The sequence below is a fragment of the Staphylococcus ureilyticus genome (genome assembly GCF_002902235.1).
In the GTDB taxonomy this organism is placed as follows: Bacteria; Bacillota; Bacilli; order Staphylococcales; family Staphylococcaceae; genus Staphylococcus; species Staphylococcus ureilyticus.
The window spans coordinates 1-26,500 of the sequence record NZ_PPRL01000110.1 but is presented as its reverse complement, the minus strand read 5'-3'; the positions used below and the strand labels follow the sequence as shown (position 1 = coordinate 26,500).

Genomic DNA, 26,500 nt, shown 5'->3' with positions numbered 1-26,500 from the left:
GCCTAGGACAAAGGTCCTAGGCTATTTTTTATGTTACGTATTTAATGTTATTCTTTAAGCAAATCGACTATTTAAAATTCTATAAATTAATAGTATTTCATAGACAATATGACTTTTTAATTGGTTTTTATCAAACTCATCTAAACCTTTGACCGTGGATTTAAGTAATGACGCTGATTCAGGATGACGTTCAAAATGCCCGGTACTATGTATATTATTTATACTGTCAGCAATATTCAGCATAGCAAGTTGCTCTTCTTTAGTAAAAGTAACCTGCGTGTCTTTTGGCAAATAAACTAAGTTAGATAGGTGAGTTATGAATAAGCGATTTGTATGTGTACGTGTAGTTAAAGACTTTAAACGAATCCATTCTGAATGATGGTGTTTATGATAACTGAGTTCGTCTTTTTGATAAGAAAGCAACGTTTCGACTTTTTGATTTAAATTTAATAAGGAGGCCAGTTGTTGATTGGTCGATCCATTATAAAATTTACCAACAACTAGTTGGCGTATACGCTTATGAAATAATGCATACATTTTTTCTTCTGTTAAATTAATAGCATCATCCAGTTGATCATAATATTTGGGTGGTAAGACAATAAAGTTCACTAATCCAGCTGTTACTAATCCAATAATAGCTGTTAATAGTCTGGAAAAGAAATTAAAATAATAAGCATCATGTATACCAGGAATCATAGCCATTGCGGTTAATGTTGCTACAGTAGTACCAACTTGTAAGTTCAATTTTGTACATAAAATAATGGTGAATGTTGCACTAAATGCATAGGCAAAAGCAGATTGATCACCAAAAATAAAAGTGAAAATCACGGCAAATAATGCACCAATAATTGTTGCAGGAAGTCTTCTATACCCTTTTATTAATGAAGCCTTAGCGGTTGGTTCAATTGTGACTATAGCTGTTAATATAGCAAAAATTGGGTTTAAATTTAAGGCTAAACAAAAAAGAGCAGTTAAAAATGTAGCTAAACCTGTTTTTATTGTACGTGCACCAACAATATTTTTATACCAAGAATCATTCATATTAAAACTCCTATATAAATAAACGTTTAATGATTTAACCAGAATTGTAAAACTGGTTATGTCATTACTTCGTTAAAATGTTAAACTATATATGATAAAAATTTTCTAATTTATTATATCAAAAAAAGTCTGCTATAATAAGAAGGAATATAATTTACAAAAAGGAACGGGATAAAATGATTGTAAAAACAGAAGAAGAATTAACAGCACTAAAAGATATTGGATACATTTGTGCACTTGTCAGAGACAAAATGCAAGAAGCTACTAAACCTGGTATTACTACAAAAGAACTTGATGATATTGCAAAAGATTTATTTGAAGCACATGGAGCTATTTCAGCGCCAATTCATGACGAAAACTTTCCAGGCCAAACTTGTATCAGCGTAAATGAAGAAGTGGCACATGGTATTCCTGGAAAACGAAAAATTCGTGAAGGCGACTTAGTAAATATTGATGTTTCTGCCTTGAAAAATGGCTATTATGCGGACACAGGAATTTCATTTGTAGTTGGTGAAGCGGATAATCCATTGAAACAAAAAGTTTGTGATGTTGCATTAGAAGCATTTGATGCAGCTATGACCAAAATCAAGCCTGGTGCGAAGCTAAGTCAAATTGGTAAAGCAGTCCACGCGACGGCACGTAAAAATGATTTAACTGTGATTAAAAATTTAACAGGTCATGGTGTAGGTCAGTCATTACATGAATCTCCAAGCCATGTGATGAATTATTATGATCCAAAAGATAAAACATTGCTTAAAGAAGGCACTGTAATTGCTGTTGAGCCATTTATTTCTTCAAAAGCAACATTTGTCACAGAAGGTAAAAATGAATGGGCTTTTGAAACGCAAGATAAAAGCTTTGTTGCTCAAATTGAACATACCGTTATAGTAACGAAAGAAGGACCAGTTTTAACTACTAAAATAGATTAGAATAAGTTTCGGTCTAAAGTCCTAATATAAGATGGTTCCGGAGCCTATACTAATGGTTCCGGATATTTTTTATAATAGAATCTAATCAATCATGAGGTGATTCTATGAATTATATTACGACTTATTTAGAAAAAATGACCAAACAAACCTTTTATTCAAGCTTAATTGAGTATAGACAATATCTTGATAAAAAATTAAGAAGTATAGAAATGTACATAAATTATCTGTTTGAAAGAAAAACTTATGTAGCTAGGCTAATAGATCATTTAACATTATCTTTAGAAAATAAATATATCGACATTTTAGATGAATCTGATATTGAATGTGCACAGGAAATTGAGCACTATGATATAGAAAAAATTAAAAATGATTTGAATGAAATGGAAGCAGACTACGCACGTATTGTAGCCGATTTATCACAACAAGCTAAAGAAAAAGTAAATGTTGAAACAGAATGTGATTTAATCGAACAAATTAGTTTAGTCGCTTGAAGAAAGGTGGCGAAACATGACTCATAAATATATATCAACTGAGATGTTGATTGTGTTTACAGCATTAATGATAATAGCTAATTTCTACTATATTTTCTTTGAAAAAATTGGCTTTATTTTTGTATTATTATTAGGCTGTATATTGGTTTATGTAGGATATTTATATTTTCATAAAATACGAGGTTTATTATCATTTTGGATAGGGGTATTACTTATTGCTTTTACCTTATTATCTAATAAATACACGATTATTATATTATTTATATTTTTAATTGTGTTAATAGTGAGATATATCTTTTATAGATTTAAACCGTTGAAAATTATTGCGACAGAAGAGGCAGTAGAATCTCCAGAATTTATTAAACAAAAGTGGTTTGGTGAGCAACGTACACCTATTTATGTTTATAAATGGGAAGATTTACAAATACAGCATGGTATTGGTGATATTCATATAGATATGTCTAAAGCTGCTAATATTAGAGAACATAATACGGTAGTAATCAGACATTTTTTAGGTAAAGTGCAAATTATTGTGCCTTTAAATTACAATATAAAGTTACATTTTTCAGCACTTTATGGCAATGCATACGTCAATGAAACATCATATAAAGTTGAAAACAACAATATTAAAGTTAGTGAAGAAACAAAAGAAGATAATTATGCTGTTAATGTCTATTTGTCAACATTCATAGGAGATGTTGAGGTGATTTATAAATGAATCACTACATAAGAGCAATAGGGTCGATGTTGATATTAGTTTATAGTACATTTTTCGCTATGTTTTTTATAGATAAAGTATTTGTGAATATTATATATTTTCAAGGTATGATTTATACACAAATCTTTGGTATTCCAGTTTTACTATTTATTAATTTATTAGTTATATTACTATGCATCATAGTTGGCTCAGTATTAGCATATAAAATCAATCAACAAAATCATTGGTTACAAGATCAAATTGAACGTTCTATTGAAGGACAAACAGTTGGTATCAACGACCAGAATATAGAATTATATAATGAAACAATTGAATTATATCAAACACTTGTACCGCTCAATCAAGAAGTTCATAAATTACGTTTAAAAACACAAAATTTAACGAATGAATCACATAATATGAACGATGTGAAAGTTAAAAAAATAATTGAAGATGAAAGGCAAAGACTGGCTCGTGAGTTACATGATTCCGTAAGCCAGCAACTATTTGCAGCAAGCATGATGCTCTCTGCCATTAAAGAAACTGATTTGAAAGCACCTTTAGATCAACAAATTCCAGTATTGGAAAAAATGGTCCAAGATTCACAATTAGAAATGCGCGCCTTGCTATTACATTTAAGACCAATTGGCTTGAAGGATAAATCACTTGGCCAAGGTATCAAAGATTTAGTAGTTGATCTACAGAAAAAAGTGCCAATGAAAGTCGTACATGATATTGAAGATTTCGACGTTCCTAAAGGCATTGAAGATCATTTGTTTAGAATTACACAAGAAGCAATTTCAAATACATTAAGACATTCAAAAGGTACAAAAGTTACAATTGAATTGTTTAATAGAGAAGAATATTTATTATTACGTATACAAGATGATGGTAAAGGCTTTAACGTTGATGATAAGGTAGAACAAAGCTATGGGTTAAAAAATATGCGTGAACGAGCACTTGAAATTGGTGCAACATTTCATATAGTATCACTGCCAGATTCAGGAACACGGATTGAAGTTAAAGCCCCATTAAATAAGGAGGATTCGTATGCCGATTAAAGTATTATTTGTTGATGATCATGAAATGGTCAGAATTGGTATTTCTAGTTATTTATCTACTCAACCAGATATAGAAGTAGTCGGAGAAGGGCAATCGGGGAAAGATGCAATTGAAAAAGCACATGAACTTAAGCCTGATTTAATTTTAATGGACTTACTCATGGATGATATGGATGGTGTAGAAGCTACAGAACAAATCAAGAAAGATTTGCCACACATTAAAGTTGTTATGCTAACCAGTTATATTGAAGATAATGAAGTATACCGTGCTTTAGATTCTGGTGTAGATAGTTATATTTTAAAAACGACAAGTGCCAGCGATATCGCCGAAGCGATACGTAAAACATATCGTGATGAATCTGTGTTTGAAGCAGAAGTGTTGGTTAAGATGAGGAATCGTATGAAACAACGTGCTGAATTATATGAGATGTTAACTGAACGTGAGATGGAGATATTATTATTAATCGCTAAAGGTTACTCAAATCAGGAAATTGCTAGTGCTTCACATATTACAATCAAAACAGTTAAAACACATGTTAGTAACGTGTTGAGTAAATTAGAAGTACAAGATAGAACTCAAGCTGTAATTTATGCATTTCAACATAATTTAATACAATAAAAAAAGCTAAAACCTAAGCAAATAATGTGTGCCTAGGTTTTAGCTTTTTAAATTTATATATAAAGAAAATTAAGTCGTTTCATTTACATCGCTATTTTTTTCTTCTTCAAGTTGATCAATGGTAATTTCTTCTGGTGTCTTACCTGCAACAACTTTTCTTTGATGCATAATAGCATTGATTTCAGCACCAATGATGATGATAAAACCAGTGATATAAAGCCATAGCATTAATATAATGATACCGGCAATACTACCATATGTTTTAGAATAATTAGCAAAGTTTGAAATATAAATACCAAATAAATAAGAGCCGCCTAAAAATACGATAGTTGCAAAAATAGCACCGGGTATAACTGAAAGCATTTTAATTTTAACATTTGGCGCTAATGTGTATAAAACCATAAATGCAATTAGAACGACAATAACGGGCAATACAAAACGTACTGTATCAAATACCCATTTCACTTGTTCACCAAGTCCAATAGGCCCAAATAATAGATCGCCAATTTGTTGACCAAATGTAGGTAAAACAAGCGCAACTGGCATTACGATTATCATTGCTAATGTGAATAACACGCTATATAGTTTAGAAACTACAAAGTTTCTACTATCTTCAACATCATATGCGACATTGAACGAATTCATTAATGCAGTCATACCGTTGGATGCAGACCATAATGCTGCGATTAACCCAATAGATAGTAAGCCACCACTAGCATTGTCCATAATATCACCGATAATAGATGATACTTGTGGTGCGTAATCTTGTGGTACATGTTCCTTAATCATGCTTCTAATTGAACCTTGTTTAATACCGAGATATGGCACAATAGATAACAAGAAAAGTAACATAGGAAATAGTGACAGCATAAAATAATAGGATAATTGTGCTGATAATCCTGATGCATCGTCTTTTCCTATTCTATATACTAAATAAGAGAAAAAATTTGAATCTTTAGTATATTTTGCTGGTTTATTGATACGTGAGACAAAAAATTCTTGATTATCTTTTTTTGGTGATTTCGATTTGAATTCATTTGGTGTTATGTATATGCGATCACGTTCAATTTGTTCGTGCTTATCTTTTTTGTTCTTTTGTTCTTCAACTTCTTTAGTTTCATTCAGAAAATTAGAAGATGTTTTTTCATTTTTAGACATATCAAATCTCCTTGTGTACTGATATTTTACGTATACAGTTTAATATACTGTAAAATCTATTAAAGGTAAATATGTGTTGCTACATTCTTTTGAAATAAAGTATCTTTTGAGAAATAAAATATCAGATAATAAATCAAAAATAAAGAGGGTAGGTAAGAAATCATAACTAACAAGTTGATTTCCAATTCCCACCCCCGCTAAGTTGACTATGTTATATTTCTGCTAGTCATCTTTGACGATTCACTTCAATTTATAAATATGAAATAGATAAACGTTTATAATGTTCATTAGTAAAGCTGTTCCTTAATTTTTCAAACGATTATTTTTGCGTTCAACAAATGTATCCTTTGCATCTTTTAAAGAACGTTCTAACTCAGGATTATTACGTCTAATTTCTTCAATTGCATCTTTCCAATATGAAACTTCATCTTTAATGTTAGAAAATGCTGAAGGCTTTTGTGAACGATTACCTTCTTTAATATCTTTAATTGATTGTTTTAATGATTGGCGTGTAGATTTGTCAGCAAGTGTTGCTGCGCCTCCTATTACAGCACCTAATAATATACCTGGAATTAATTTGTTTTGCATGATGTTGTTACCCCTCTCTTAAATTAGCATCTTTAATAATGAAATCAATTAAATTATCACAAGACGATTGTACCATTTTATACACGCCTTCGAAATTGTTTGTATAATAAGGATCTGGTACATCAGTTTCAGTCATATCACTGAAATCTAACAATTTAAATAATTTTCCTTTAATATTTGGATTAATACTTTGAATATCATCAACGTTGCTTTGATCCATAGCAATAATATAATCAAAGTCGTCGTTAGAATCAAATAGTTCACTAATCATCCCATCAAATGGAATATGATGTTCAGTTAATATTTTTTGTGTCCCTTCGTGAGGTGATTGACCAAGATTCCATTTACCTGTACCTCTTGAAGTGACTTCTATACCATCGATACTTCTATCTTTTAATCTTTGGCGCATTATAGCTTCTGCCATAGGTGAGCGACAAATATTTCCTAAACAAACAAATGCAACTGTAATCATATATTGACCTCCAAATTATATAATCCTATTTCCCATTTTAATGTTTTTTTAATCATTTCTAAAGAGGAATTATGATAAAAGTTTTACAAGGTTAGCAAATTTGATAAAATAAATTAAAAAGAGGTGAGAGTTGTGACTAAAAATAACGAAGAAATGATTGAAGAAATTCGTGATCGTTTAAATCTAGTTAATCAAAGTTTAATCAATCCCGAAAAATATAAATCTGCTGATGCGCAAGAAGTAAAAGAGGTATATGATTATGTAACGTCGAAAGCCTCATTTACGCCAAGTGAAGCTTCAGCAATTGCAGATGCGCTTGGACAAATTCGTAAATAAGGGAGAGTTTAAATATGGGGCAATTACAACATAAAATGAAACAGTACGCTGAATTATTAGCTGGCATTGGCATGAACGTACAAGAAGGCCAACCAGTATTCATACGTTCAAGCGTAGATGCTTTAGAATTGACGCATTACATAGTTGAAGCAGCATATAAAAGAGGGGCTTCAGATGTGAAAGTAGAGTATAGTGATGATCGTTTAGCACGTCTTAAATTTGAAAATGAAACAGTTGAACATTTTGAAAAAAATGAAGTTAAGACGTACGAGGTAGCTAAACGCATGGATTATGTTAATCGTGGTGCAGCAAATCTAGCATTAATTACTCAGGATCCAGATTTATTAAATGGTATAGATAGTGATAAATTAGCCACGTTCCAAAGACAATACGCTACAGCATATAAAGGTTATATGGAAGCAAGTCAGAAAAATCAATTTCCTTGGTGTGTAGCTGCATTTCCATCAAAAGCGTGGGCAGCACGTGTATACCCAGAATTAACTGTAGAAGCAGCATATGAAAAATTTATTGATGAAGTCCTAGACATTGTACGTGTAGACGGAAATGATCCAGTGGTAAATTGGGAAAAGCATATTGCAAATTTAAGTAAACATGCAGATAAATTGCAACGTAAAAGCTATGAGGCTTTGCATTATATCTCTGAAGGAACTGATCTAAAAATTGGTCTTCCAGAAGGGCATATTTGGGAAGATGCAACGAGTTATACAGAGAATGGTCAAGCATTTGTTGCTAATATTCCGACAGAAGAAGTATTCACAGCACCGCATCGATTGAAAGTGAATGGATATGTAACGAATAAATTACCATTAAGCCATAACGGTAATATTATTGATGGATTTACACTTACATTTAAAGACGGTGAAGTAGTAGACTTTAAAGCCGAACAAGGTGAAGAAGTACTACGTGATTTACTGAATACAGACGAAAGAGCCAAACACTTGGGTGAAGTGGCTTTAGTACCAGACGATTCCCCAATTTCTAATCGGAATACAATATTTTATAATACGCTATTTGATGAAAATGCCTCTTGTCATATTGCATTAGGTTCAGCTTATGGCTTTAATATTGAAGGTGGCACAACGATGACTACTGAAGAAAAATTAGCACATGGATTAAACGATTCACTGGTCCATGTCGACTTTATGATTGGTAGTTCTGATTTAACGATTTATGGAATCACAGCAAGTGGCGAGCAAGAACTGATTTTTGAAAATGGTAATTGGGCTAATTAATCATTTTAAAATAAAAATAGTTTAATCATTAGATATTTTTCAATTAAAATCATCATTTTCGGGGTGGGACGGCGAAATCTTTTTAATAAAAATAGATTTCTGTCCCACTCCTAATTTATATTTGCTTAAGTTTAAAAAGGGAAGGAATATATTATGGGAACTACTAAAATGAAATCGATGTCTGAATCGAGAAGTGTTAAAGCAAGACAAGTATTTCCGCAAGATACGAATCATCATCATACGATGTTCGGGGGAATGTTGATGGCTAACATTGATGAAATAGCAGCAATTACAGCAATGAAGCATAGTAACGCACAAGTTGTTACGGCATCTACAGATTCTGTTGATTTTTTAAAGCCAATTAAAACGGGCGATATCGTTTCATATGAGGCAATGGTGTCATATGCAGGCACATCATCAATGGAAGTATGTGTACAAATTACAATTGAGGATGTTTTGAAAAATGAAAGGCACCTAGCAGCGCTGAGTTTTTTGACTTTTGTTGCACTGGACAATGAAGGTAAACCATCAAATGTACCACAAGTGTATCCAGAATCAAAAACTGAAAACTGGTTTCATGAAACAGCATTAGCGAGGGTTAAACGCCGTAAAGAAAGAAGACAAGAAAGTAAAGAAACAATTGAGTTTTTAGCTAGTGTGCAGCATATAGAATAAAGATAAGGAATGTCTATTCCGAATATGATGATTGAAATCTTAGTTTTGACTAAGGATATTCATCATATTTGAAAATGACATTCCTTTTTTGATTGAATTATTAAATTTAATAGAGATGATCAATGCATAGGATAACGTCGATGCATATCTATTTCATTTTGTTTGAAATTTGTATCAGGATAATACATATTTTTTACGAGTACATTTGGTCCTAAGCAATTAAATTTAGGGCAACGGCAGTTTAATGATTGTGCTAAAGGTGTCTTTAACCATGCATCAAAAACATCTGTGAGTTTATCATTTTTAATATTTGATAAAGTACCATTTTCATCACCAAAATCAGTCACTATAATGTTTCCAGAGAACACATTCACATTTAATCTATTTCTACCATCTGGATCATTTCGCATCGTAACATTTTTGGAATTTCTTAATCTATGTAGTAATGCTTGATCATCTTCGTTGGAAATACATGGGTAAATGGGTAATGTTCCAAAAAGCATCCATATATCTGGATGTCGAATATCTAGTAAGTGATGAATTGCTTCTTTGATTTCAGCTAATGATAACACCTCTAATTGACTAGCAAAGTCAGAAGGATACATCGGATGAATTTCATGTCTTTGACATTTCATATCATTAACAATTTCATTATGTATTTTATTCAGATAAGGTCTTGTACTTTTGTTTAACATTGTTTCAGCAGAAATGAACATGCCTTGTTCAGAAAGTGTTTGAGCGTTTGATAACATTTGATCATAAAGTCTCAATTTTGCTTTCAATGGTGGCTGTTTTTCCATTGCTCCAAATCCAACTTCTGTAAATTCATCTATCGTTCCCCAATTATGTGAAATATGCATTACATCAATATATTCAGCTATATCTAAATATCTGTCGATAGGTAATGTAAGATTTGAATTCATTTGAACATAAATCCCGCGTTCATAGGCGTATTTCAATAGTGGTTTCACAACATTTTTAATAGATTTCTTTGAAAACATAGGTTCACCACCAGTGATGGACATCGTTTTTAAATTTGGGATTTCATCCAAACGTCGATAAATTAAATCCATTGGTAAAGGAGAAGGGTCTGCAGTTTGAAGTGTGTATCCTACCGCGCAATGACTACAACGCATATTGCATAGATTCGTCGTGGTGAATTCAATATTACTCAAAGTTAATGCATTATGTTCTTGGATATCATTATAGGTTTCCCATGGATCATTAAATATAGAAATAGGTTTTTTTATACTAGACAATAAAGATTTTTGATATGTCATTTTAAACATCCTTTTATTAAAGCTTGGCTTAGATTTAAATGTGTGAAATGATTAAACATTTAGAAATGTTTCTAATTGAGTAAAATTATTTCAGTTTATAATTATTAAGACTTTGGCAAAATTTGTCAAATCCATGTTAGTATATTAATATCTGAAAAAAAGGAGTTACTAATATAATGGATGACAATCAAACAGTAGATCAAATAAAAAAGAGACTAGAAAAGTTTATGAATGATATCGATCATGTTAACCCTAATGAAGTTAAAGTAGAAGACATAGACGAATGGATTGGTTTATTAGATCAATTAGAAGAAAAAGTTAAATCAGTTTCGAAAACATCCGATTAAATTTCGAAGTAATATAATGTTTATGTTTAAAAATCTCAAGTTTAGTCTATATAGAATATATAACATAAATATGGAAAGGTGATAATTCATGGCTAAAAAAGTAGCAATTATTGTAACGAATGAATTTGAAGATGTAGAATTAACAAGTCCTAAAGAAGCAATTGAAGAAGCAGGACACGAAACTGTTGTTATTGGAGATGAAGCCAATAGTGAAGTTGTTGGGAAACATGGGGAAAAAGTTTCTGTGGATGTAAGTATTGCTGATGCAAAACCAGAAGATTATGATGGATTATTAATTCCAGGTGGTTTCTCACCTGATCATCTACGTGGTGATTCTGAAGGCAGATATGGTACATTTGCTAAATACTTTACCAAAAATGATGTCCCAACGTTTGCAATTTGCCATGGACCACAAATTTTAATAGATACAGACGACTTATCAGGTAGAACAGTAACTGCAGTACTAAATGTTCGTAAAGATTTAGCGAACGCTGGTGCACAAGTTGTTGACGAATCTGTAGTTGTTGATAACAATATTGTAACAAGTCGTACACCTGATGATTTAGATGACTTTAATAAAGCAATCGTAGATCAATTAAATTCTTAATCATTTGTAGTACGTCAATTTTTAAAAATGGTATTAAGGAAATAGTTGTCTATGTTTTAGATGAATTTACTTTGAAGGTTCTAAAGTGGTTCATTATAAAATATAGGCAACTTTTTTGTTTCTTATAGAATTTTAAATTCAAACCGTATTTTGAGATTGAGATTATAAATTTTAAGAGCTTTAATCATAATGCCATGATAGGAGTTACATATACACCCTTGGACTGATTTTTATGATTTACTATAGATAAAAATTCCAACAATTGATAAACTCACTTATAATGATATGAGAGCAATATAAAGGAGCTACCGCATGAAAAGAAGCGATCGTTATAAGCAAACAACCAAAAAATCTCAAGCTGATACTGTAAACGAACCTCAATATAATACTTATTTTCAGCCAGTAACAAAAACAAAAAAACAGAAAAAAGGAAAAGGACTTTTCTTCAAATTACTTATTCCTATTTTAATTGTTTTAGGAATATTTATTGCTATAATGTATGCTTTGAGTACGCGCGCAGATATTGATGAATTAAAAAAAATAGAAAATAAGAATTCGTTTGTCTCTGTCTCAAACATGCCAGAATATACTAAAGGTGCATTTATAGCTATGGAAGATGAACGCTATTATAGGCATCACGGATTTGATATAAAAGGAACGTCAAGGGCACTTTTTTCGACATTAAGTGATAAAAATGTACAAGGTGGAAGTACAATCACGCAACAGGTAGTAAAAAATTATTTATATGATAATGAACAGTCTATTACACGTAAAGTTAAAGAATTGTTTGTAGCTCATCGCGTTGAAAAAAACTACAGTAAAGATGAAATACTTAGTTTTTATATGAATAACATTTATTACGGTAGTGATAATTATTCAGTAGAATCAGCTGCAAATTATTACTTTGGGGTTACGACAGATAAAAACAATCAAGAGTTGCCACAAATTTCAGTTTTACAGAGTGCCATTTTAGCAAGCAAAATTAATGCACCTAGTGTTTATAATATCGATGATATGTCGGATAATTTCATAAATCGAGTGAAAACGGATTTAGAAAAAATGAAACAACAAGAATTTATTTCAGATGAACAATACAAAAATGCATTATTAGAATTAGGCGTATGATTATAGTAGTATTAGCAAGTATCATGAGAAGTATAAGATAAGTTGTCAAAGAGAAGTCCCTGCCTTAGTAGTCATGAAAAAATGAATACTTAGAAGGGGCTTTTTTAAATCTTTTAAAAATACAAAATACGTTAATTGCAACTGTGCATTGGAGGATTTTTAAATGCATGTTAAGTACTATAAAATATATTGAAATTTGCAGATTAGCGATGTCATTTTGTGAAAGGAATAAACCTTGAACCATGATATAATTTGTATATAAAAATAATGAAGTTGAAGTTTGCAAATAAAAATCACTATAATTCCATTCATAAACAATATAAGTTATTCTTATAAGTGGAGTGAAGATAATGCCGAAAATCACAAAAATAGAAGTTCAAAAAAACAATAAAGAACGTTTTAATTTATATTTAGATGATGAATTTGAGATGGGTATTGATATTGATACTTTTGTCTATTTTAATCTTAAAAAGGGACAACTTGTTGAAGCAGCTGAAATGGAAAAAATTCAAAAGTATGAGCAATATAGACAAGCGATTAATATAGCGATTCAATATCTGTCATATAGAAAAAGAACTGAGCACGAAGTGGCACAGCATCTAGCAAAGAAAGATATTTCAGAAAGTGTTATTGCAGATGTATTAGATTATTGCCATAAGCAAAATTTAATAGATCATAAAGATTACGCAAATAGTTTAAAAAACACAATGATTTTAACTACGGATAAAGGACCTGAAATTTTCAAACAAAAATTACGCGAAGCTGGTATAGAGCAAAATATTATTGACGAATATGCGCTTTTATATAATGAAGAACAACCTTTAGACAAGATTATAAAATTAGCGAATAAAATATTGAAACAAAAAAAAGGACCACAAATAAAGCGTGAAGAAAAGTTAAAACAATCTTTGATGCAAAAAGGTTATACATTTGAAACGATTAACATCGTGATGGAAGAATTAGATTTTTCACAATCAGAAGAATCATTAGACATGTTATTACAAAACGATTTAGAAAAAGCGTATACTAAGAGTTCGAAAAAGTATACAGGTAGAAAATTAGTCAATAAAACGATTGAAACACTTATGAGAAAAGGCTATCAATATGATAAAATAAAATCTAAACTAGAAGAGAGTGGTATTGAGAATGGAACGGAAGAAATTGAGTGAAATGAGTGAAATAGAATTACGTCATGAAATTCAAGGGTATAAAGAACAAATGCGCAAAGCAGAAATGAATGGTATTTATAACGAATATGACGTATATGCAAGTAAAGCAATCATAGCAGAAAGCTATTTAGTAGATAGAAATAAAGTAGAACTTGGCAAAATTTATCAACTGAATGATGGTACAAAAAGTTATTTTAAGGTAGAACGACTTAAAGGTATTTTTGCATGGGGATTCAGAATTAATAGTTCAGAGCCAGAAGAAGGTTTGCCCTTAGCATTATTAAAACTGTAGAAGGATGAAGATAGCATGGGTAGTTCAATTATTTTAAAGTTACTTAATGTAACACATTACTATAGAAATAAAAAATCAAAAAAGTGGTATCAGCCTTTTGGTTATGATGCAGATAACATAGAGTTAAATAATATTAATCTACATATCTATCAAGGTGAATCACTTGGCATCATCGGTGAGCCTGCGTCTTCAAAATCTCTTGTAGGTCGGATATTAAGTGGTGAAATTAAACCTGATAAGGGAAGAATTGTGCGCAAAACAGATTTGTTTTATGCAGATATAGACGATAAATATGCTCAAAATATATCGGTTGAAGATTTCATATCTAATGCAGTTACATTATTCCCATACAAAGTCAATACGCATAAAGTTGAACAAGTTCTAAAATATGCACATGTCGAAGCGCAAAGTGATACGCCTATATGTGAATTACCAGATGAAGTATATGCCCGCATACTTTTTTCACTTGCAAGAACATCTAAAGCAAGTATTATCATTTTTAATAAAATACTGCAAAATTTAACGGATGAATACTTTGAAAAAGCAATTGAACTATCAGATGAATACATAAATAATAATTTAACCATTGTTATGATAGATGACAATGTTGAAAGAGTTAGTAAGGCAAGTAATTATATAGCGTGGGTTTCGCATGGTCAACTTAGAATGGAAGGTTCTATTAAACAAGTCATTCCTGTATTTAATGAACATGAGAGAGATAGAGCATCTTTAGAAAGTGATGAAGAAAAACGAAATTTTGATTTAGATTGGAAAAAAAGTAGAGCGCGTACGCCTGAGCTAACTTATAATTTCAAACGAATTGAAAGATATAACCACGTCAAACCACCGATTGTACTAGTTAGATTCTGGACATTTATAACTATTTGTATACTAGGTGTGCTTTTAACAGCAGTGTTAATATTTAATGATATTGGTAAAATTAACATAGGACAAAATGAAGACCAAGCCACTATTCAAAACCAACCTAAAAATCCTTACGAAGCTAAACTATCATATGGAATCGTATTAGATGATTCAGTTAAATTAAAGAATCTAAAAAAAGGAAATGAGTTAAGTCCTAGCAAGTACGCTTTGCTTACCATTACTGGGGAAAACACAAAAAATTATCGTGTTAGTGTCGATAATCAGTCTTATAAGGTCGGGAAAAAAGATATTCGTTATTTTGATCCAGCAGGTTTATTTGAAGAACATAGTGGAGATGCACTCGCGCCATTTATGAGTAAAAATTATAGTAATTATTTTGAATTTTTTAATAGTCACTTACATAAAAAGCATGGTACTGTGACAGATTCATTAGTTCCAGAAGAAGGGAAAAATGATCGCTTTATTGTACCTATCGTTCAACAACCGATTGCAATGATATTTAATGATCAAAATAAACTTTCCGGGTTTACAATTCCGATGAAAGATAAAGCGAAGTTAAAAGAGAAATTTAATATTGATAATAACTTCTGGATTACTAAATCAGGTGATGGTTATTTCATGGCAGATTTTAAAAATGATAAATGGATATATATTGAATTGTAGGTGTAGTAAATGATAGATAATTTAATTAATTTTTATAAGAATGCACCATTTTTAAGTAAACACTTGTACCATCGATTAAAGGGGCAATGGAAATGGTTTGTAATACCATTTATTATTAGCATTCTGTTATTATGTCTGCTAATGTTCATATTTAATGTGAATGGTACAGAAGAAATAAAACAAGCACGTGGTTATTTTAGATTAGCAGCATTAATAAGTTTTTCATTTATCTGGATAGCTATTTATCAAAGTTATCAATTGTTTAAAAAAGAGTATTTTACTGCTAAAGTTTTTAATTTGAATCCAATTTTTCAAACGATTATGATAGCTATTATTTCTAATTTATTAATGTTTATTGCGTTAATGATGATTATATTAATGACACCAGTTAATATAGAGAGTTCCATTCCATCGACAATATATTTTGTTATAATGTCAATTATCTTTGTCGTAGTTATTTCTACAGTATTTGGTTTACTAACTATTACAAAAAATAATGTAGATATCATATTTTATATATTATCAGTCATTATGTTTTTTCTCGTACCAATTGTGTATATTCCGTCCAGTAATTCAACAGTAATTTCTCATATATTAATGTTGAACCCGTTATTTTATCTTATAGAGGGAATCTCACAGTCTGTTGTTTTAGGTGCATTAAGCTTAAATAATATACCATACCATTTTTATTTTATATTTTTAATGGCGACAGCTTGTGCATTGATATTTGCTCTGTTTAGAACGACAGCATATCAGAAATTTAGAGTTGCGCATGAGAAAAAGGATACTGATGACAAATTAAAAAATGATTCAAATCATAACGAAAATGTAATTGCTCAAAATACAAACCATAAATAATGATTTTAGTCATTTTCAATCTTATTAGTAAAGGCTGAGACACAATCTTGTGTCCCAGCCTTTGTTACTATCAATAAAATTTTTACTTTGCAAATAATTTTTTTTGTAATTTATCTTCACTAAACACCCAACCAATATAAGAATGATCAATATTCATAAATTCGTCTAGATGTGCGATTGCTACAAAAGAATAGTGACCATTTTTTAGATAGCGTAAATCGATTAATCTAATTTCTGTCGTGTCATCATCTAGCTTTCTAGCTTGCCAGCGATATATAGATGAAAAGTTAAGGAAAGTTTTTATGTTTTTATCATCTTTAACAAATTGCATTAAATCATTACTAGGAAAAGGATGACGCTCAGATTTATCACTAAAAACGATATTTCTACCATAACTGCGTCCAACATAATCGTGATTTTCTGTTTGAATAGCGACACGCCATTCCATAAATCGCATGGTAGGTGCAACAAAAACTTTAACAGGATTATGTTCTTGCTTTATTTGTTTAAGCGCTTGTTGTTTAATGATGGCTTGCATCCTAAACCGAATAATATAATAAACAACAAGAATACCAAAAATAGGGAAAAATGAAAGATATGGATGTAAGCCTAATACCCAAAGTAAAATGCCGACACACCAAAGGATGAATATGATTGGGTCAAATGTATTGATGACACTGAGTTGAATCCATTTATTTGTGATGGGTCTGAGCGCTTGGGTTCCATATGAATTAAATATATCAACAAAGACATGAAGAAAGACCGCAAGCTGAGCCCATAACCAGATATGGCTAGCATCAATATTTTTAAAAAATGTAAATATAAATAAAGTTATAAGTAATGGCCACAAAATCGTAAAAGGTATTGAATGTGTTATACCTCTGTGATTTGATATATAAGTGGCATTATCTTTGAGTTTTAAAACTGTGTCTCCATCTGGTATCAGAGAACCGATGATTAGAGTAGTTGCAGTTGCTGCAAATGAACCAGTCATCGCTGGGTCTTGTGTTGCCAAAGCGGTTAATCCAATACCCATGACAATATGCGTACCTGTATCCATAAGTATCCTCTCATTTCATTTCAATATTATTTCTATTATAATCTAATATACTAAATAATAAAATTAACATACTAAAATGAAGAAAAAAAGTTTTAGAATCACGTAGAGAAAGAGATGTATAACATGTATAACGAATCAGAATTTAAAAATAATCTCGTAAAATGGTTTGAGAAAAATCAAAGACAAATGCCATGGAGAGAAACTAAAAATCCATACTATATTTGGTTAAGTGAAGTAATGTTACAACAAACTCAAGTGAAGACGGTTATCGATTATTATCATAAATTTGTAAATAGGTTTCCAACAATAACTGATTTAAGTAACGCACATGAAGATGAAGTGCTAAAATATTGGGAAGGACTCGGCTATTATAGTCGTGCACGTAACTTCCATAATGCAATCAAAGATGTAGCGGTAAATTATAATGGTGAGGTACCTAATGATCCGAAGCGTTTTGGGGAACTGAAAGGCGTTGGACCATACACACAAGCAGCAGTCATGAGTATTGCTTTCAACCTTCCATTAGCAACAGTCGATGGTAACGTTTTTAGAGTGTGGTCAAGATTGAATAATGATTATCGCGATACTAAATTACAAACCACGAGAAAAGCATTTGAAAAAGAATTAGAAACATATGTTCAAGAAGATTCAGGTACTTTTAATCAAGCGATGATGGAACTAGGCGCATTAATTTGCACACCAAAAAATCCGTTATGTTTATTTTGTCCTGTACAAGAACATTGTGAAGCCTTTGAACAAGGAACAGTTGAGCAGTTACCTGTAAAAACGACAAAAGTGAAGAAAAAACATATAAAACAAAATGTCTATATAGTGCGTAATGAAAAGGGTGATTTACTTATTGAAAAAAGAACTCAAAAATTATTAAATAATATGTGGGAATTTCCTATGTATGAAGCGGAAAGCAACGAAAATATTAATACACAATTATTTACAGAAATTGAATTTCAAGCTAAACCTGTTTATTCTTTAAAACATCAGTTTACACATTTAACATGGGATATTGATGTGTATATATCTAAAAGTTGTGTTAATCGGCAAGAGATTACATTAGCTAACAATATGCAGTGGATGCCTGTAGATGATAAAGTTAATTATAACTTTCCAGTAAGTATGTCAAAAATATATAATTTTTTAATAACAAATAATTAAGGTCGTTCTGTAATCGTTAATTATGTTATAATTCAATATGTGAAATCAGAAAAGGTGGTGTGGAGCATGGTTAAAGAGTCCATACCTAAAGAGGGTCAGACGATAAAAATTCAAAGTTATAAACACGATGGAAATATACACCGTGTTTGGTCTGAAACAACTATTTTAAAAGGTACGGATCATGTAGTCATTGGTGGTAATGACCATACATTGGTAACAGAAAGTGATAATCGCACATGGATTACAAGAGAACCTGCAATTGTATACTTCCATTCCGAATATTGGTTTAACGTTATTTGTATGTTTAGAGAAGATGGTGTTTATTATTATTGTAATTTATCCTCACCATTTGTCTGTGATGAGGAAGCACTCAAATATATAGATTATGATTTAGATATTAAAGTCTATCCCAATGGTAAATATCATTTATTAGATGAAGATGAATATGAACAACATATGCGTCAAATGAATTATTCATCTGATATTGATGTAATTTTACGAAGAAACGTAGATATTCTTCAACAATGGATTGAACAAAAAAAAGGTCCTTTTGCACCGGATTTTATTAAAGTTTGGCGTGAACGGTTTAAAAAGATTAGAGATTATTAAGCATATTTAATGTAATTGATAGTTATATCCGATATAGTATTAAAGGTATATATGATACAAGTTAATTGTATAGAATAAATCTTAATAGCAAATGCTTAACTAAATGATCTGATCGTAGATAATTGTAATAACAGCCTCGTTGAATTTCAACGAAGGCTGTTTCATTTGCTGAAATAAGCAGGGAGGTATAGTTTGTATGATTCGCAGATATATACAATTCGTAAAACCATATAAATGGCGGATCATTGCCACAATTCTTGTTGGTATATTAAAATTTGGTATTCCAATGCTTATTCCGTTATTAATTAAATATGTTATTGATGACATTATCAATAACGGTGCAATCTCGGTAGAAGAAAAATTTGCTAGATTGGGAATTGCGCTAGGAATAGCCGTATTTATTTTTGTAATCGTAAGGCCCCCTATAGAATTTTTAAGACAATATTTAGCTCAGTGGACAAGTAATAAAATATTATATGACATTCGTAAGCGTCTATATAATCATTTACAAGCACTAAGTGCAAGATTCTATGCTAATAACCAAGCTGGGCAAGTTATTTCACGGGTTATTAATGATGTTGAACAAACAAAAGATTTCATCCTGACAGGCCTTATGAATATTTGGCTTGATTGTATCACTATCATTATCGCTTTATCTATTATGTTTGTACTAGATGTAAAATTAACACTAGCTGCAATTATAGTATTTCCAGTTTATATTTTGACTGTCTACTTCTTCTTTGGACGTTTAAGAAATCTGACACGTAAGAGATCTCAAGCCTTGGCTGAAGTACAAGGGTTTTTACATGAACGTGTACAAGGCATGTCAGTCATTAAAAGTTTTGCAATAGAAGATAACGAAGCAGTAAATTTTGATAAGCATAATAGCAATTTCTTACAACGCGCATTTACGCATACGAGATGGAATGCCTATTCATTTGCTGCAATTAATACAGTAACTGATTTAGGGCCATTAATTGTAATAGGTTTTGGTGCGGTTTTAGCTATTAACGGTTCCATTACAGTTGGTACGCTCGCTGCATTTGTGGGTTACCTCGAACAATTATTTGGACCTTTACGTAGATTGGTTTCTTCATTTACAACATTAACGCAAAGTTTTGCATCGATGGATCGTGTGTTCCAACTTATGGATGAAAGTTATGACATAAAGAATAAAAAAGGTGCCTTACCATTAGAAATTCAAGAAGGACGTATTGAAATTAATAATGTGAGTTTCCGATATAATGCGGATGAATCTACGATATTAAACCATATTAATTTGGATATCGAACAAGGCGAAACAGTAGCGTTTGTCGGTATGAGTGGTGGAGGTAAATCAACACTTATCAATCTCATACCTAGATTTTATGATGTTACAGATGGTGAAATTAAAATTGACGGCACCAATATTAAGTCCTATTTAACAGGTAGCCTCAGACATCAAATTGGATTAGTTCAACAAGATAACGTACTATTCTCAGATACGATTAAAGAAAATATTTTATTAGGCAGACCCGATGCAACAGATGAAGAGGTCATTGCTGCTGCAAAAATGGCAAACGCACATGATTTCATCATGGAATTAACAGATGGATATGATACAGAAGTGGGTGAAAGAGGAGTTAAACTCTCTGGAGGCCAGAAGCAACGTATATCTATAGCGCGAATCTTCTTGAATAATCCACCGATTATTATCTTAGATGAAGCAACGAGTGCATTGGATTTAGAAAGTGAATCTATTATACAAGATGCATTAAATATCTTAAGTAAAGATCGTACTACGTTAATTGTGGCACATAGATTATCTACAATTACTCATGCAGATAAAATTGTTGTTATAGAAAATGGTGAAATAGTAGAAAGTGGCACACATCAAGAATTATTAGCGAAAAAAGGTGCTTATGAACATCTTTATAGCATTCAAAATTTATAAAAAGACTTTGAACGAACTAATAAATATAAAAGACCAGAGACATTTTTAAATGTCTCTGGTCTTTTTAGTTAAAATATTGAGTTTTTATAGATCAAAATCTTCTTCTTCAATTTCAATTTCATTATCATTAGAATGATATGAGAAGAAACTGATAACTAAACGATCCAAGTGTTCTATAGTATAACGATATTCTTCTATAGCTGAAATAATCTGCATTATATTAGTGAATGAATATGTTGTCTGATAAGGATCTTTAATGATTTCGCGTTGGAAAGCATCCATTAAATCTTTTTTTTGTGGATTTTCTATCTGACTATCAAAGTGACTAATATCATAACGTGCTTTCTTTGAAATACTAATAAAGATTTGTTCGTGATAGGCGATTAGCAAATCTATTTCTAATTTTATTTGAAGTAACAGCTCGTTATTCAAATTATGAAGATCGTTTTGATAACGATTCATTCGTTTTAAAACATCGTATGCTTGCCGTGTGCTACGGACAACTTGTTTAAATAGAATTTTTTTTCTATTTTGCGCATACATTTGCTTTTTCGTCCAAGGTCGTTCTTCTTCATAGTATTCAAAGATTTGTTCTAATTTTGTAATACGTTTGCTGATTAGCCCTCTATCCTCTTTTATATGATGATATTCAGAGGTATCATTTAATACAAGTTTGAACCATACAAAGATATCTGAACAAATGTTTAAAGAATTATAATAAATTTTAGACTCGAATTTAGGGGGTAAGAATAAAAGATTAACTGCAGAAGAACTAATTACACCTACCATAACAAGGACAAATCTGTAAAATGCAGAAATATAAAAGTTACCAGTATGTGTTCCCATAATAATTAATGCAGTTATACTTGCAAGTGTAGCTACATGTTCCAATTTAAAACGGAATAAAATAGCAATTAATAATATAACAGTAACCCCCATGATTACTGGATTATTACCAAAAACAGTAACCATAACAACTGCCAGTATTGCACCGATCAGGTTACCAATTGCTCTTTCAGAAATTGTTTTAATGGAACGAAAAACACTTGGTTGCATCGCGATTACCGCACTGACAGCAGCGATTGCTTTTAATCCTGCTTCATCAGGGAACAGAGAAGCGATAAACAAAGCAAGTATAATAGCTATACCTGTCTTCAGAATGCGTGCTCCTAATTTCAAATGTACCGCTCCTTCATATATTTAATAAATTTATGTTTATACTTGTTATACAACGATTCCCTATAAAATTCAAGTTTATTTCATTTGACTAAAAGCATAATCTACAGCATCTAATGTTTTTTCAATATCATTTTTAGTGTGTTCAGTTGTTAAAAACCAAGCTTCAAATTTTGAAGGGGCGAGATTAATACCTTGATGTAACATAAGTTTAAAGAATCGTGCAAAAGCATCACCATCTGAATTTTCAACTTGATCATAGTGTGTGACAATTTCGTTTGTAAAATAGAGCGTTAATGCACCATAAACTCTATTGACTGTAGCAGTGATATTGTGTTTTTGTATTAATTTATTTAAACCATCTTCTAATTGTTGACCTAGGCTATCTAAATATTCATAAATACCATCTTGTTCTAATACTTCTAATAATGCGATGCCTGCTTTCATGGATAATGGATTTCCAGCCATCGTTCCAGCTTGATATGCAGGGCCAAGGGGAGCAACTTGTTCCATAATATCTTGTTTACCACCATAACCACCGATAGGTAAACCACCACCTACAATTTTACCGAAGGCAGTTAAATCTGGATAAACTTGGTATAAGTCTTGTGCACCACCATAATGGAAACGAAAAGCGGTAATAACCTCATCATAAATCACTAAACTTCCATTATTATGTGTAATTTCATTTACTTGTTCTAAAAATCCTGGTTTAGGTTTAACCATACCAAAGTTACCTACAATAGGTTCAACGAGTACTGCTGCAATATCATCTCCCCAATAATCAATGGCTTCTTTATAAGATTCTATATCATTATAGGGTACTGTGATGACTTCTTGGGCTACACTTTGAGGTACACCGGCAGAATCTGGTGATCCTAATTGGGAAGGTCCGCTCCCAGCTGCAACTAAAACTAAATCTGAATGACCATGATATTGGCCAGAAAATTTAATTATTTTATTTCTTTTAGTATACGCACGTGCCACACGTATTGTCGTCATTACAGCTTCAGTACCAGAATTAACGAAACGAATCTTTTCTAATGAGGGGATAGCATCGCGTAATTTCTTAGCGAAGTTTATTTCAAGTTCTGTTGGCGTTCCATATAATACGCCAAGTGCTGCTTGTTCTTGAATAGCTTGAGTTACATGAGGATGAGCATGACCAGTAATTATTGGTCCATAAGCTTGTAAGTAATCGATATATTTATTGCCATCTACATCATATAAATAAGCGCCTTGGCCAGATTTCATCATTACAGGAGCACCACCACCTACAGCTTTATATGAACGAGAAGGTGAATTTACGCCTCCTAATATATATTCATTTGAGTAATTTTGAAGTCTTTCACTTTCAGTAAATTTCATTAATATCAACCTCTTTTATTTAATATTTTCGTTTATTATCGTATCATATAATTATTAACAAAAAGAAATAGGGTGAGTTATTTGTTGAAAAAAGGAGATCAATTTCCGGAATTTAGACTTGAGAATCAAAATGGTGATATTATTTCTAATGATACATTAAGAGGAAATAAAGCAGTGCTTTATTTTTATCCGAGAGATAACACGCCAACATGCACGACAGAAGCTTGTGATTTTAGAGACAATTTATCATATTTTAATGAACTTAATACAAAAGTTTATGGAATTAGTGGAGATACAAAGAAAAAACATCAAAACTTCAGCGAAAAACATAGTTTGAATTTTGATTTATTGGTAGATGAAGATTATCAATTATCCGCGGAAGTGGGTGTATATCAACTAAAAAAAAATTTTGGAAAAGAAAGTATGGGAATAGTAAGAACTACGTTCATTATTGACGAAGATGGCGTTATTATCGATGTCATAGAAAAAGTAAAAGTAAAATCACAAATGGACGAATTAAAAGCAATTCTGGGGTGATTAGAGATGAAGGCAGTCAGTTTACAAAGAATGGGAGATTTAGAAAATGATTTAGTTGAAGCTTTTCCAAACGTCAAGTTTATATTTACACAGGGTGTTTCTGATATTAATGACCATGATAAAAAGGATTTGGACATACTATTTGGATATGATGGTAAATTAGATGAAGACTTTTTGAAGTCATGCTCGAATCTGAAATGGTTGGCCTGGTATGCTACCGGTGTAAATAAGCTTCCTTTAAACTATATCGATAGTAATAATATCTTGTTGACGAATGGTCGAGGTGTACACGCAAAACAAATGTCTGAATTTATCATGGCGTTTATATTAGATGACTATAAAAAAATGAAGACTTCATTTATTAATCAAACAAATAAAAAATATGATTCGAAGCTAACTGGAAAAAGAGTAAGCGGGCAAACCCTTTTATTTTTAGGGACAGGAAGTATAGCGCAAAAAACAGCAACCATTGCTAACGCGATGGACATGATTGTACAAGGTGTTAATACAACTGGTCATGATGTAGAAGGGGTTTCCAAAACGTATACTATCGATAATTTATTTCAAGCACTAGAAGAAGCAGATATTGTTGTTAATACGTTACCAGAAACGAAAGAAACAATACATCTACTACAAAGAGAACATTTTGAAAAGATGAAAAGCGCTGCTTTATTTATTAATGTAGGAAGAGGAACAATCGTAGACGAAAATGTAATAGCAAATGTGATGAAAGAAAACATCATACGACAATCATATTTAGATGTGTTTGAAAACGAACCACTTACTCCAGATAACCAATTATATAATATAAATAATATTACAATTACAGCACATATTACGGGCAATGGCACAGAAAACAAACAAGAAGTTACTCAGATATTCAAACGAAATCTTAGTTATTTTCTCAATAACAATACTTTAATTGAGAATGAAGTTGATCCCGATACAGGATATTGATTGAAATGGTCTTTGTTTATTGACAATTCGATAATGCAACAGTTATATTAATATTAAGTAATAATTATTATTAAATAGAAAGATGGTGAGGGACATGAGTGCAGAGATGGAAACAGTTGAACATCAATTAGAAGACTCGATTGCGTCTTTAAGAGATAATGGAATAAGAATAACACCACAAAGACAGGCGATATTGAAGTTTTTAATTGTTTCAGAAACACATCCCACTGCTGATGAGATTTATCAAGCACTTTCACCCGATTTTCCAAATATAAGTGTTGCAACGATATATAATAATTTACGTGTATTTAAAGGAATAGGCATTGTTAAGGAGTTGCCTTATGGCGACGCTTCAAGTCGATTCGATTTTAATACACATAATCATTACCATGTTATATGTGAAAATTGTGGAAAGATTGTTGATTTTCATTACCCACAACTAGATGAAGTTGAACAATTAGCTCAACACGTAACGAATTTTGATGTGACACATCATCGTATGGAAATTTATGGTCTATGTAAAGAATGTAAAGATAAAGAGAATTTACAGCAGTAATTATAATTGAACAATTACGAAAAAAACTATTAAGTTAGAAAGTGCTACATTTATAAATGTAGCACTTTCTATTACTATGAGCTTGTTTTATATCAATATAAAGTGAAAACAAAAAATGCAATTTTAATTGACGGTATAGTGGCTAATGTGTCCAAACAACACTGATATAATTATACAATTTGACATATTTATACATATAAAAAATAATTAGTTATTACAAAGGTAAAATTTAACTAAAAAGTTATTGAAATTGAATTGACGAGTGAGATTAATCTTGATATTATATAAAAGTCGTCAAAACGAGACGGCTTTAAAACAAACCAAAATAAAAATAATAGAAAGTGTAAATTTGACACTTGTTAAAATTATTGAATGGTTATACAATGTTAAATGTTGAGTTAACAAACGAAACAAACTTAACAATAACAAATGAAAATTTATTATTGACTTAACAAAAACTTAATGTTACAATTAATTCTTGTAACACATCAATGAACATTGAAAACTGAATTGCAATATGTCAACGTTAATTCCGATTTCAACATTAAATGTTGAATCAAAACAACGTGTTATTGATAACACAAATTA

At 31.2% G+C, this 26,500-nt stretch carries 29 protein-coding genes; 21 read left to right on the top strand and 8 right to left on the bottom strand.

The genetic code is table 11. From position 1 onward, the window contains the following. Positions 1–54: 54 nt before the first annotated feature. A complete protein-coding gene (locus CD150_RS10615) occupies positions 55–1,041 on the bottom strand; it encodes an FUSC family protein (protein WP_046207956.1) in 987 nt (328 codons plus the stop codon). Between the two features lie 176 nt (positions 1,042–1,217). On the opposite strand from CD150_RS10615, the gene map reads away from it, so the two are divergent. The 5 genes from map to vraR all read left to right on the top strand — a co-directional run bounded on the left by map (position 1,218) and on the right by vraR (position 4,838). Continuing rightward, positions 1,218–1,970: a type I methionyl aminopeptidase gene (map, locus tag CD150_RS10610; protein ID WP_046207955.1), complete on the top strand. Its 753-nt coding sequence runs from the start codon at positions 1,218–1,220 to the stop codon at positions 1,968–1,970. Positions 1,971–2,074: 104 nt separating this feature from the next. Continuing rightward, entirely contained in the window at positions 2,075–2,461 is a 387-nt protein-coding gene (locus tag CD150_RS10605; protein ID WP_019469613.1) for a hypothetical protein, read from the top strand. Between the two features lie 16 nt (positions 2,462–2,477). Then, the gene (gene vraT, locus CD150_RS10600) at positions 2,478–3,179 is read left to right on the top strand and encodes a cell wall-active antibiotics response protein VraT (protein WP_073345877.1); all 702 of its coding nucleotides are present in this window, start codon (positions 2,478–2,480) and stop codon (positions 3,177–3,179) included. Then, the gene (gene vraS, locus CD150_RS10595; RefSeq protein WP_103161570.1) at positions 3,176–4,219 is read left to right on the top strand and encodes a sensor histidine kinase VraS; all 1,044 of its coding nucleotides are present in this window, start codon (positions 3,176–3,178) and stop codon (positions 4,217–4,219) included. The genes vraT and vraS overlap by 4 nt, the downstream gene beginning before the upstream one ends. After that, positions 4,209–4,838 (top strand): response regulator transcription factor VraR, encoded by a 630-nt coding sequence (gene vraR / locus CD150_RS10590; protein WP_019469616.1) that lies wholly within the window; start codon positions 4,209–4,211, stop codon positions 4,836–4,838. Before vraS ends, vraR begins: the two co-directional genes overlap by 11 nt. 69 nt (positions 4,839–4,907) lie before the next feature. On the opposite strand, the gene CD150_RS10585 is transcribed toward vraR, so the two are convergent. From CD150_RS10585 to CD150_RS10575, 3 genes are all read right to left on the bottom strand, one after another. Then, complete coding sequence (locus CD150_RS10585; RefSeq protein WP_073345872.1) at positions 4,908–5,996, bottom strand: YihY/virulence factor BrkB family protein; 1,089 nt, start codon at positions 5,994–5,996, stop codon at positions 4,908–4,910. A 303-nt stretch (positions 5,997–6,299) separates the two neighbouring features. Then, positions 6,300–6,584, bottom strand: coding sequence for a YtxH domain-containing protein (locus CD150_RS10580; protein ID WP_046207951.1), 285 nt, complete (start codon positions 6,582–6,584; stop codon positions 6,300–6,302). 7 nt (positions 6,585–6,591) lie between these two features. Beyond that, the gene (locus CD150_RS10575) at positions 6,592–7,056 is read right to left on the bottom strand and encodes a low molecular weight protein-tyrosine-phosphatase (protein WP_046207950.1); all 465 of its coding nucleotides are present in this window, start codon (positions 7,054–7,056) and stop codon (positions 6,592–6,594) included. 132 nt (positions 7,057–7,188) lie between these two features. Between CD150_RS10575 and CD150_RS10570 the strand changes: the two genes are divergently transcribed. The 3 genes from CD150_RS10570 (at position 7,189) to CD150_RS10560 (ending at position 9,320) form a co-directional block, all read left to right on the top strand. Then, a complete protein-coding gene (locus tag CD150_RS10570) occupies positions 7,189–7,392 on the top strand; it encodes a DUF1128 family protein (RefSeq protein WP_046207949.1) in 204 nt (67 codons plus the stop codon). Between the two features lie 14 nt (positions 7,393–7,406). Further along, the gene (locus tag CD150_RS10565; protein WP_073345867.1) at positions 7,407–8,645 is read left to right on the top strand and encodes an aminopeptidase; all 1,239 of its coding nucleotides are present in this window, start codon (positions 7,407–7,409) and stop codon (positions 8,643–8,645) included. A gap of 153 nt (positions 8,646–8,798) precedes the next feature. Further along, a complete protein-coding gene (locus tag CD150_RS10560; protein WP_046207947.1) occupies positions 8,799–9,320 on the top strand; it encodes an acyl-CoA thioesterase in 522 nt (173 codons plus the stop codon). A 119-nt stretch (positions 9,321–9,439) separates the two neighbouring features. Here the strand turns inward: CD150_RS10560 and yfkAB are convergent, their stop codons facing one another. Beyond that, on the bottom strand, positions 9,440–10,600 hold the full coding sequence (gene yfkAB / locus CD150_RS10555) for a radical SAM/CxCxxxxC motif protein YfkAB (RefSeq protein ID WP_103161569.1): 1,161 nt from the start codon (positions 10,598–10,600) through the stop codon (positions 9,440–9,442). A gap of 176 nt (positions 10,601–10,776) precedes the next feature. On the opposite strand from yfkAB, the gene CD150_RS10550 reads away from it, so the two are divergent. The 7 genes from CD150_RS10550 (at position 10,777) to CD150_RS10520 (ending at position 16,546) form a co-directional block, all read left to right on the top strand. Then, the gene (locus tag CD150_RS10550; protein WP_103161568.1) at positions 10,777–10,947 is read left to right on the top strand and encodes an SE1561 family protein; all 171 of its coding nucleotides are present in this window, start codon (positions 10,777–10,779) and stop codon (positions 10,945–10,947) included. 88 nt (positions 10,948–11,035) lie between these two features. Continuing rightward, complete coding sequence (locus CD150_RS10545; RefSeq protein ID WP_103161567.1) at positions 11,036–11,554, top strand: type 1 glutamine amidotransferase domain-containing protein; 519 nt, start codon at positions 11,036–11,038, stop codon at positions 11,552–11,554. Positions 11,555–11,866: 312 nt separating this feature from the next. Further along, positions 11,867–12,679, top strand: a complete 813-nt coding sequence (gene sgtB, locus CD150_RS10540; RefSeq protein ID WP_103161566.1) for a monofunctional peptidoglycan glycosyltransferase SgtB — start codon at positions 11,867–11,869, stop codon at positions 12,677–12,679. Between the two features lie 350 nt (positions 12,680–13,029). Continuing rightward, the gene (gene recX / locus CD150_RS10535; protein ID WP_046207944.1) at positions 13,030–13,848 is read left to right on the top strand and encodes a recombination regulator RecX; all 819 of its coding nucleotides are present in this window, start codon (positions 13,030–13,032) and stop codon (positions 13,846–13,848) included. Beyond that, positions 13,826–14,140 (top strand): YfhH family protein, encoded by a 315-nt coding sequence (locus CD150_RS10530; RefSeq protein WP_046207943.1) that lies wholly within the window; start codon positions 13,826–13,828, stop codon positions 14,138–14,140. The genes recX and CD150_RS10530 overlap by 23 nt, the downstream gene beginning before the upstream one ends. A gap of 15 nt (positions 14,141–14,155) precedes the next feature. Continuing rightward, the gene (locus CD150_RS10525) at positions 14,156–15,688 is read left to right on the top strand and encodes an ATP-binding cassette domain-containing protein (RefSeq protein WP_073345852.1); all 1,533 of its coding nucleotides are present in this window, start codon (positions 14,156–14,158) and stop codon (positions 15,686–15,688) included. Between the two features lie 9 nt (positions 15,689–15,697). Then, positions 15,698–16,546 carry a sugar ABC transporter permease gene (locus CD150_RS10520; protein WP_046207941.1) on the top strand — a complete coding sequence of 283 codons (849 nt, stop codon included), beginning with the start codon at positions 15,698–15,700 and terminating at the stop codon, positions 16,544–16,546. 82 nt (positions 16,547–16,628) lie between these two features. Here CD150_RS10520 and CD150_RS10515 read toward each other — a convergent pair whose 3' ends face one another. Next, on the bottom strand, positions 16,629–17,606 hold the full coding sequence (locus CD150_RS10515; RefSeq protein ID WP_046207940.1) for a metal-dependent hydrolase: 978 nt from the start codon (positions 17,604–17,606) through the stop codon (positions 16,629–16,631). A 123-nt stretch (positions 17,607–17,729) separates the two neighbouring features. Between CD150_RS10515 and mutY the strand changes: the two genes are divergently transcribed. From mutY to CD150_RS10500, 3 genes are all read left to right on the top strand, one after another. Continuing rightward, complete coding sequence (gene mutY / locus CD150_RS10510) at positions 17,730–18,776, top strand: A/G-specific adenine glycosylase (RefSeq protein WP_073345848.1); 1,047 nt, start codon at positions 17,730–17,732, stop codon at positions 18,774–18,776. Positions 18,777–18,842: 66 nt separating this feature from the next. Further along, positions 18,843–19,385 carry a nucleoside tri-diphosphate phosphatase gene (ntdP, locus tag CD150_RS10505; RefSeq protein ID WP_019469633.1) on the top strand — a complete coding sequence of 181 codons (543 nt, stop codon included), beginning with the start codon at positions 18,843–18,845 and terminating at the stop codon, positions 19,383–19,385. A 196-nt stretch (positions 19,386–19,581) separates the two neighbouring features. After that, positions 19,582–21,318, top strand: a complete 1,737-nt coding sequence (locus CD150_RS10500) for an ABC transporter ATP-binding protein (protein ID WP_103161565.1) — start codon at positions 19,582–19,584, stop codon at positions 21,316–21,318. Positions 21,319–21,402: 84 nt separating this feature from the next. Here the strand turns inward: CD150_RS10500 and CD150_RS10495 are convergent, their stop codons facing one another. Then, a complete protein-coding gene (locus CD150_RS10495) occupies positions 21,403–22,497 on the bottom strand; it encodes an FUSC family protein (RefSeq protein ID WP_046207937.1) in 1,095 nt (364 codons plus the stop codon). Positions 22,498–22,572: 75 nt separating this feature from the next. Continuing rightward, positions 22,573–23,862 (bottom strand): glutamate-1-semialdehyde 2,1-aminomutase, encoded by a 1,290-nt coding sequence (locus tag CD150_RS10490; RefSeq protein ID WP_064209712.1) that lies wholly within the window; start codon positions 23,860–23,862, stop codon positions 22,573–22,575. Positions 23,863–23,943: 81 nt separating this feature from the next. Between CD150_RS10490 and bcp the strand changes: the two genes are divergently transcribed. The 3 genes from bcp (at position 23,944) to perR (ending at position 25,912) form a co-directional block, all read left to right on the top strand. Further along, entirely contained in the window at positions 23,944–24,399 is a 456-nt protein-coding gene (gene bcp / locus CD150_RS10485; RefSeq protein WP_073345843.1) for a thioredoxin-dependent thiol peroxidase, read from the top strand. A 6-nt stretch (positions 24,400–24,405) separates the two neighbouring features. Further along, entirely contained in the window at positions 24,406–25,356 is a 951-nt protein-coding gene (locus CD150_RS10480) for an NAD(P)-dependent oxidoreductase (RefSeq protein WP_073345839.1), read from the top strand. A 94-nt stretch (positions 25,357–25,450) separates the two neighbouring features. Further along, positions 25,451–25,912 carry a peroxide-responsive transcriptional repressor PerR gene (gene perR / locus CD150_RS10475; RefSeq protein WP_046207933.1) on the top strand — a complete coding sequence of 154 codons (462 nt, stop codon included), beginning with the start codon at positions 25,451–25,453 and terminating at the stop codon, positions 25,910–25,912. Positions 25,913–26,500: the final 588 nt, after the last annotated feature.

What these genes read in the sequence shown, in the direction of transcription:
- CD150_RS10615 (WP_046207956.1), bottom strand. Translation starts at nt 1,041, where the DNA reads ATGAATGATTCTTGGTATAAAAATATTGTTGGTGCACGTACAATAAAA.
- map (WP_046207955.1), top strand. Translation starts at nt 1,218, where the DNA reads ATGATTGTAAAAACAGAAGAAGAATTAACAGCACTAAAAGATATTGGA.
- CD150_RS10605 (WP_019469613.1), top strand. Translation starts at nt 2,075, where the DNA reads ATGAATTATATTACGACTTATTTAGAAAAAATGACCAAACAAACCTTT.
- vraT (WP_073345877.1), top strand. Translation starts at nt 2,478, where the DNA reads ATGACTCATAAATATATATCAACTGAGATGTTGATTGTGTTTACAGCA.
- vraS (WP_103161570.1), top strand. Translation starts at nt 3,176, where the DNA reads ATGAATCACTACATAAGAGCAATAGGGTCGATGTTGATATTAGTTTAT.
- vraR (WP_019469616.1), top strand. Translation starts at nt 4,209, where the DNA reads ATGCCGATTAAAGTATTATTTGTTGATGATCATGAAATGGTCAGAATT.
- CD150_RS10585 (WP_073345872.1), bottom strand. Translation starts at nt 5,996, where the DNA reads ATGTCTAAAAATGAAAAAACATCTTCTAATTTTCTGAATGAAACTAAA.
- CD150_RS10580 (WP_046207951.1), bottom strand. Translation starts at nt 6,584, where the DNA reads ATGCAAAACAAATTAATTCCAGGTATATTATTAGGTGCTGTAATAGGA.
- CD150_RS10575 (WP_046207950.1), bottom strand. Translation starts at nt 7,056, where the DNA reads ATGATTACAGTTGCATTTGTTTGTTTAGGAAATATTTGTCGCTCACCT.
- CD150_RS10565 (WP_073345867.1), top strand. Translation starts at nt 7,407, where the DNA reads ATGGGGCAATTACAACATAAAATGAAACAGTACGCTGAATTATTAGCT.
- CD150_RS10560 (WP_046207947.1), top strand. Translation starts at nt 8,799, where the DNA reads ATGGGAACTACTAAAATGAAATCGATGTCTGAATCGAGAAGTGTTAAA.
- yfkAB (WP_103161569.1), bottom strand. Translation starts at nt 10,600, where the DNA reads ATGACATATCAAAAATCTTTATTGTCTAGTATAAAAAAACCTATTTCT.
- CD150_RS10550 (WP_103161568.1), top strand. Translation starts at nt 10,777, where the DNA reads ATGGATGACAATCAAACAGTAGATCAAATAAAAAAGAGACTAGAAAAG.
- CD150_RS10545 (WP_103161567.1), top strand. Translation starts at nt 11,036, where the DNA reads ATGGCTAAAAAAGTAGCAATTATTGTAACGAATGAATTTGAAGATGTA.
- sgtB (WP_103161566.1), top strand. Translation starts at nt 11,867, where the DNA reads ATGAAAAGAAGCGATCGTTATAAGCAAACAACCAAAAAATCTCAAGCT.
- recX (WP_046207944.1), top strand. Translation starts at nt 13,030, where the DNA reads ATGCCGAAAATCACAAAAATAGAAGTTCAAAAAAACAATAAAGAACGT.
- CD150_RS10530 (WP_046207943.1), top strand. Translation starts at nt 13,826, where the DNA reads ATGGAACGGAAGAAATTGAGTGAAATGAGTGAAATAGAATTACGTCAT.
- CD150_RS10525 (WP_073345852.1), top strand. Translation starts at nt 14,156, where the DNA reads ATGGGTAGTTCAATTATTTTAAAGTTACTTAATGTAACACATTACTAT.
- CD150_RS10520 (WP_046207941.1), top strand. Translation starts at nt 15,698, where the DNA reads ATGATAGATAATTTAATTAATTTTTATAAGAATGCACCATTTTTAAGT.
- CD150_RS10515 (WP_046207940.1), bottom strand. Translation starts at nt 17,606, where the DNA reads ATGGATACAGGTACGCATATTGTCATGGGTATTGGATTAACCGCTTTG.
- mutY (WP_073345848.1), top strand. Translation starts at nt 17,730, where the DNA reads ATGTATAACGAATCAGAATTTAAAAATAATCTCGTAAAATGGTTTGAG.
- ntdP (WP_019469633.1), top strand. Translation starts at nt 18,843, where the DNA reads ATGGTTAAAGAGTCCATACCTAAAGAGGGTCAGACGATAAAAATTCAA.
- CD150_RS10500 (WP_103161565.1), top strand. Translation starts at nt 19,582, where the DNA reads ATGATTCGCAGATATATACAATTCGTAAAACCATATAAATGGCGGATC.
- CD150_RS10490 (WP_064209712.1), bottom strand. Translation starts at nt 23,862, where the DNA reads ATGAAATTTACTGAAAGTGAAAGACTTCAAAATTACTCAAATGAATAT.
- CD150_RS10480 (WP_073345839.1), top strand. Translation starts at nt 24,406, where the DNA reads ATGAAGGCAGTCAGTTTACAAAGAATGGGAGATTTAGAAAATGATTTA.
- perR (WP_046207933.1), top strand. Translation starts at nt 25,451, where the DNA reads ATGAGTGCAGAGATGGAAACAGTTGAACATCAATTAGAAGACTCGATT.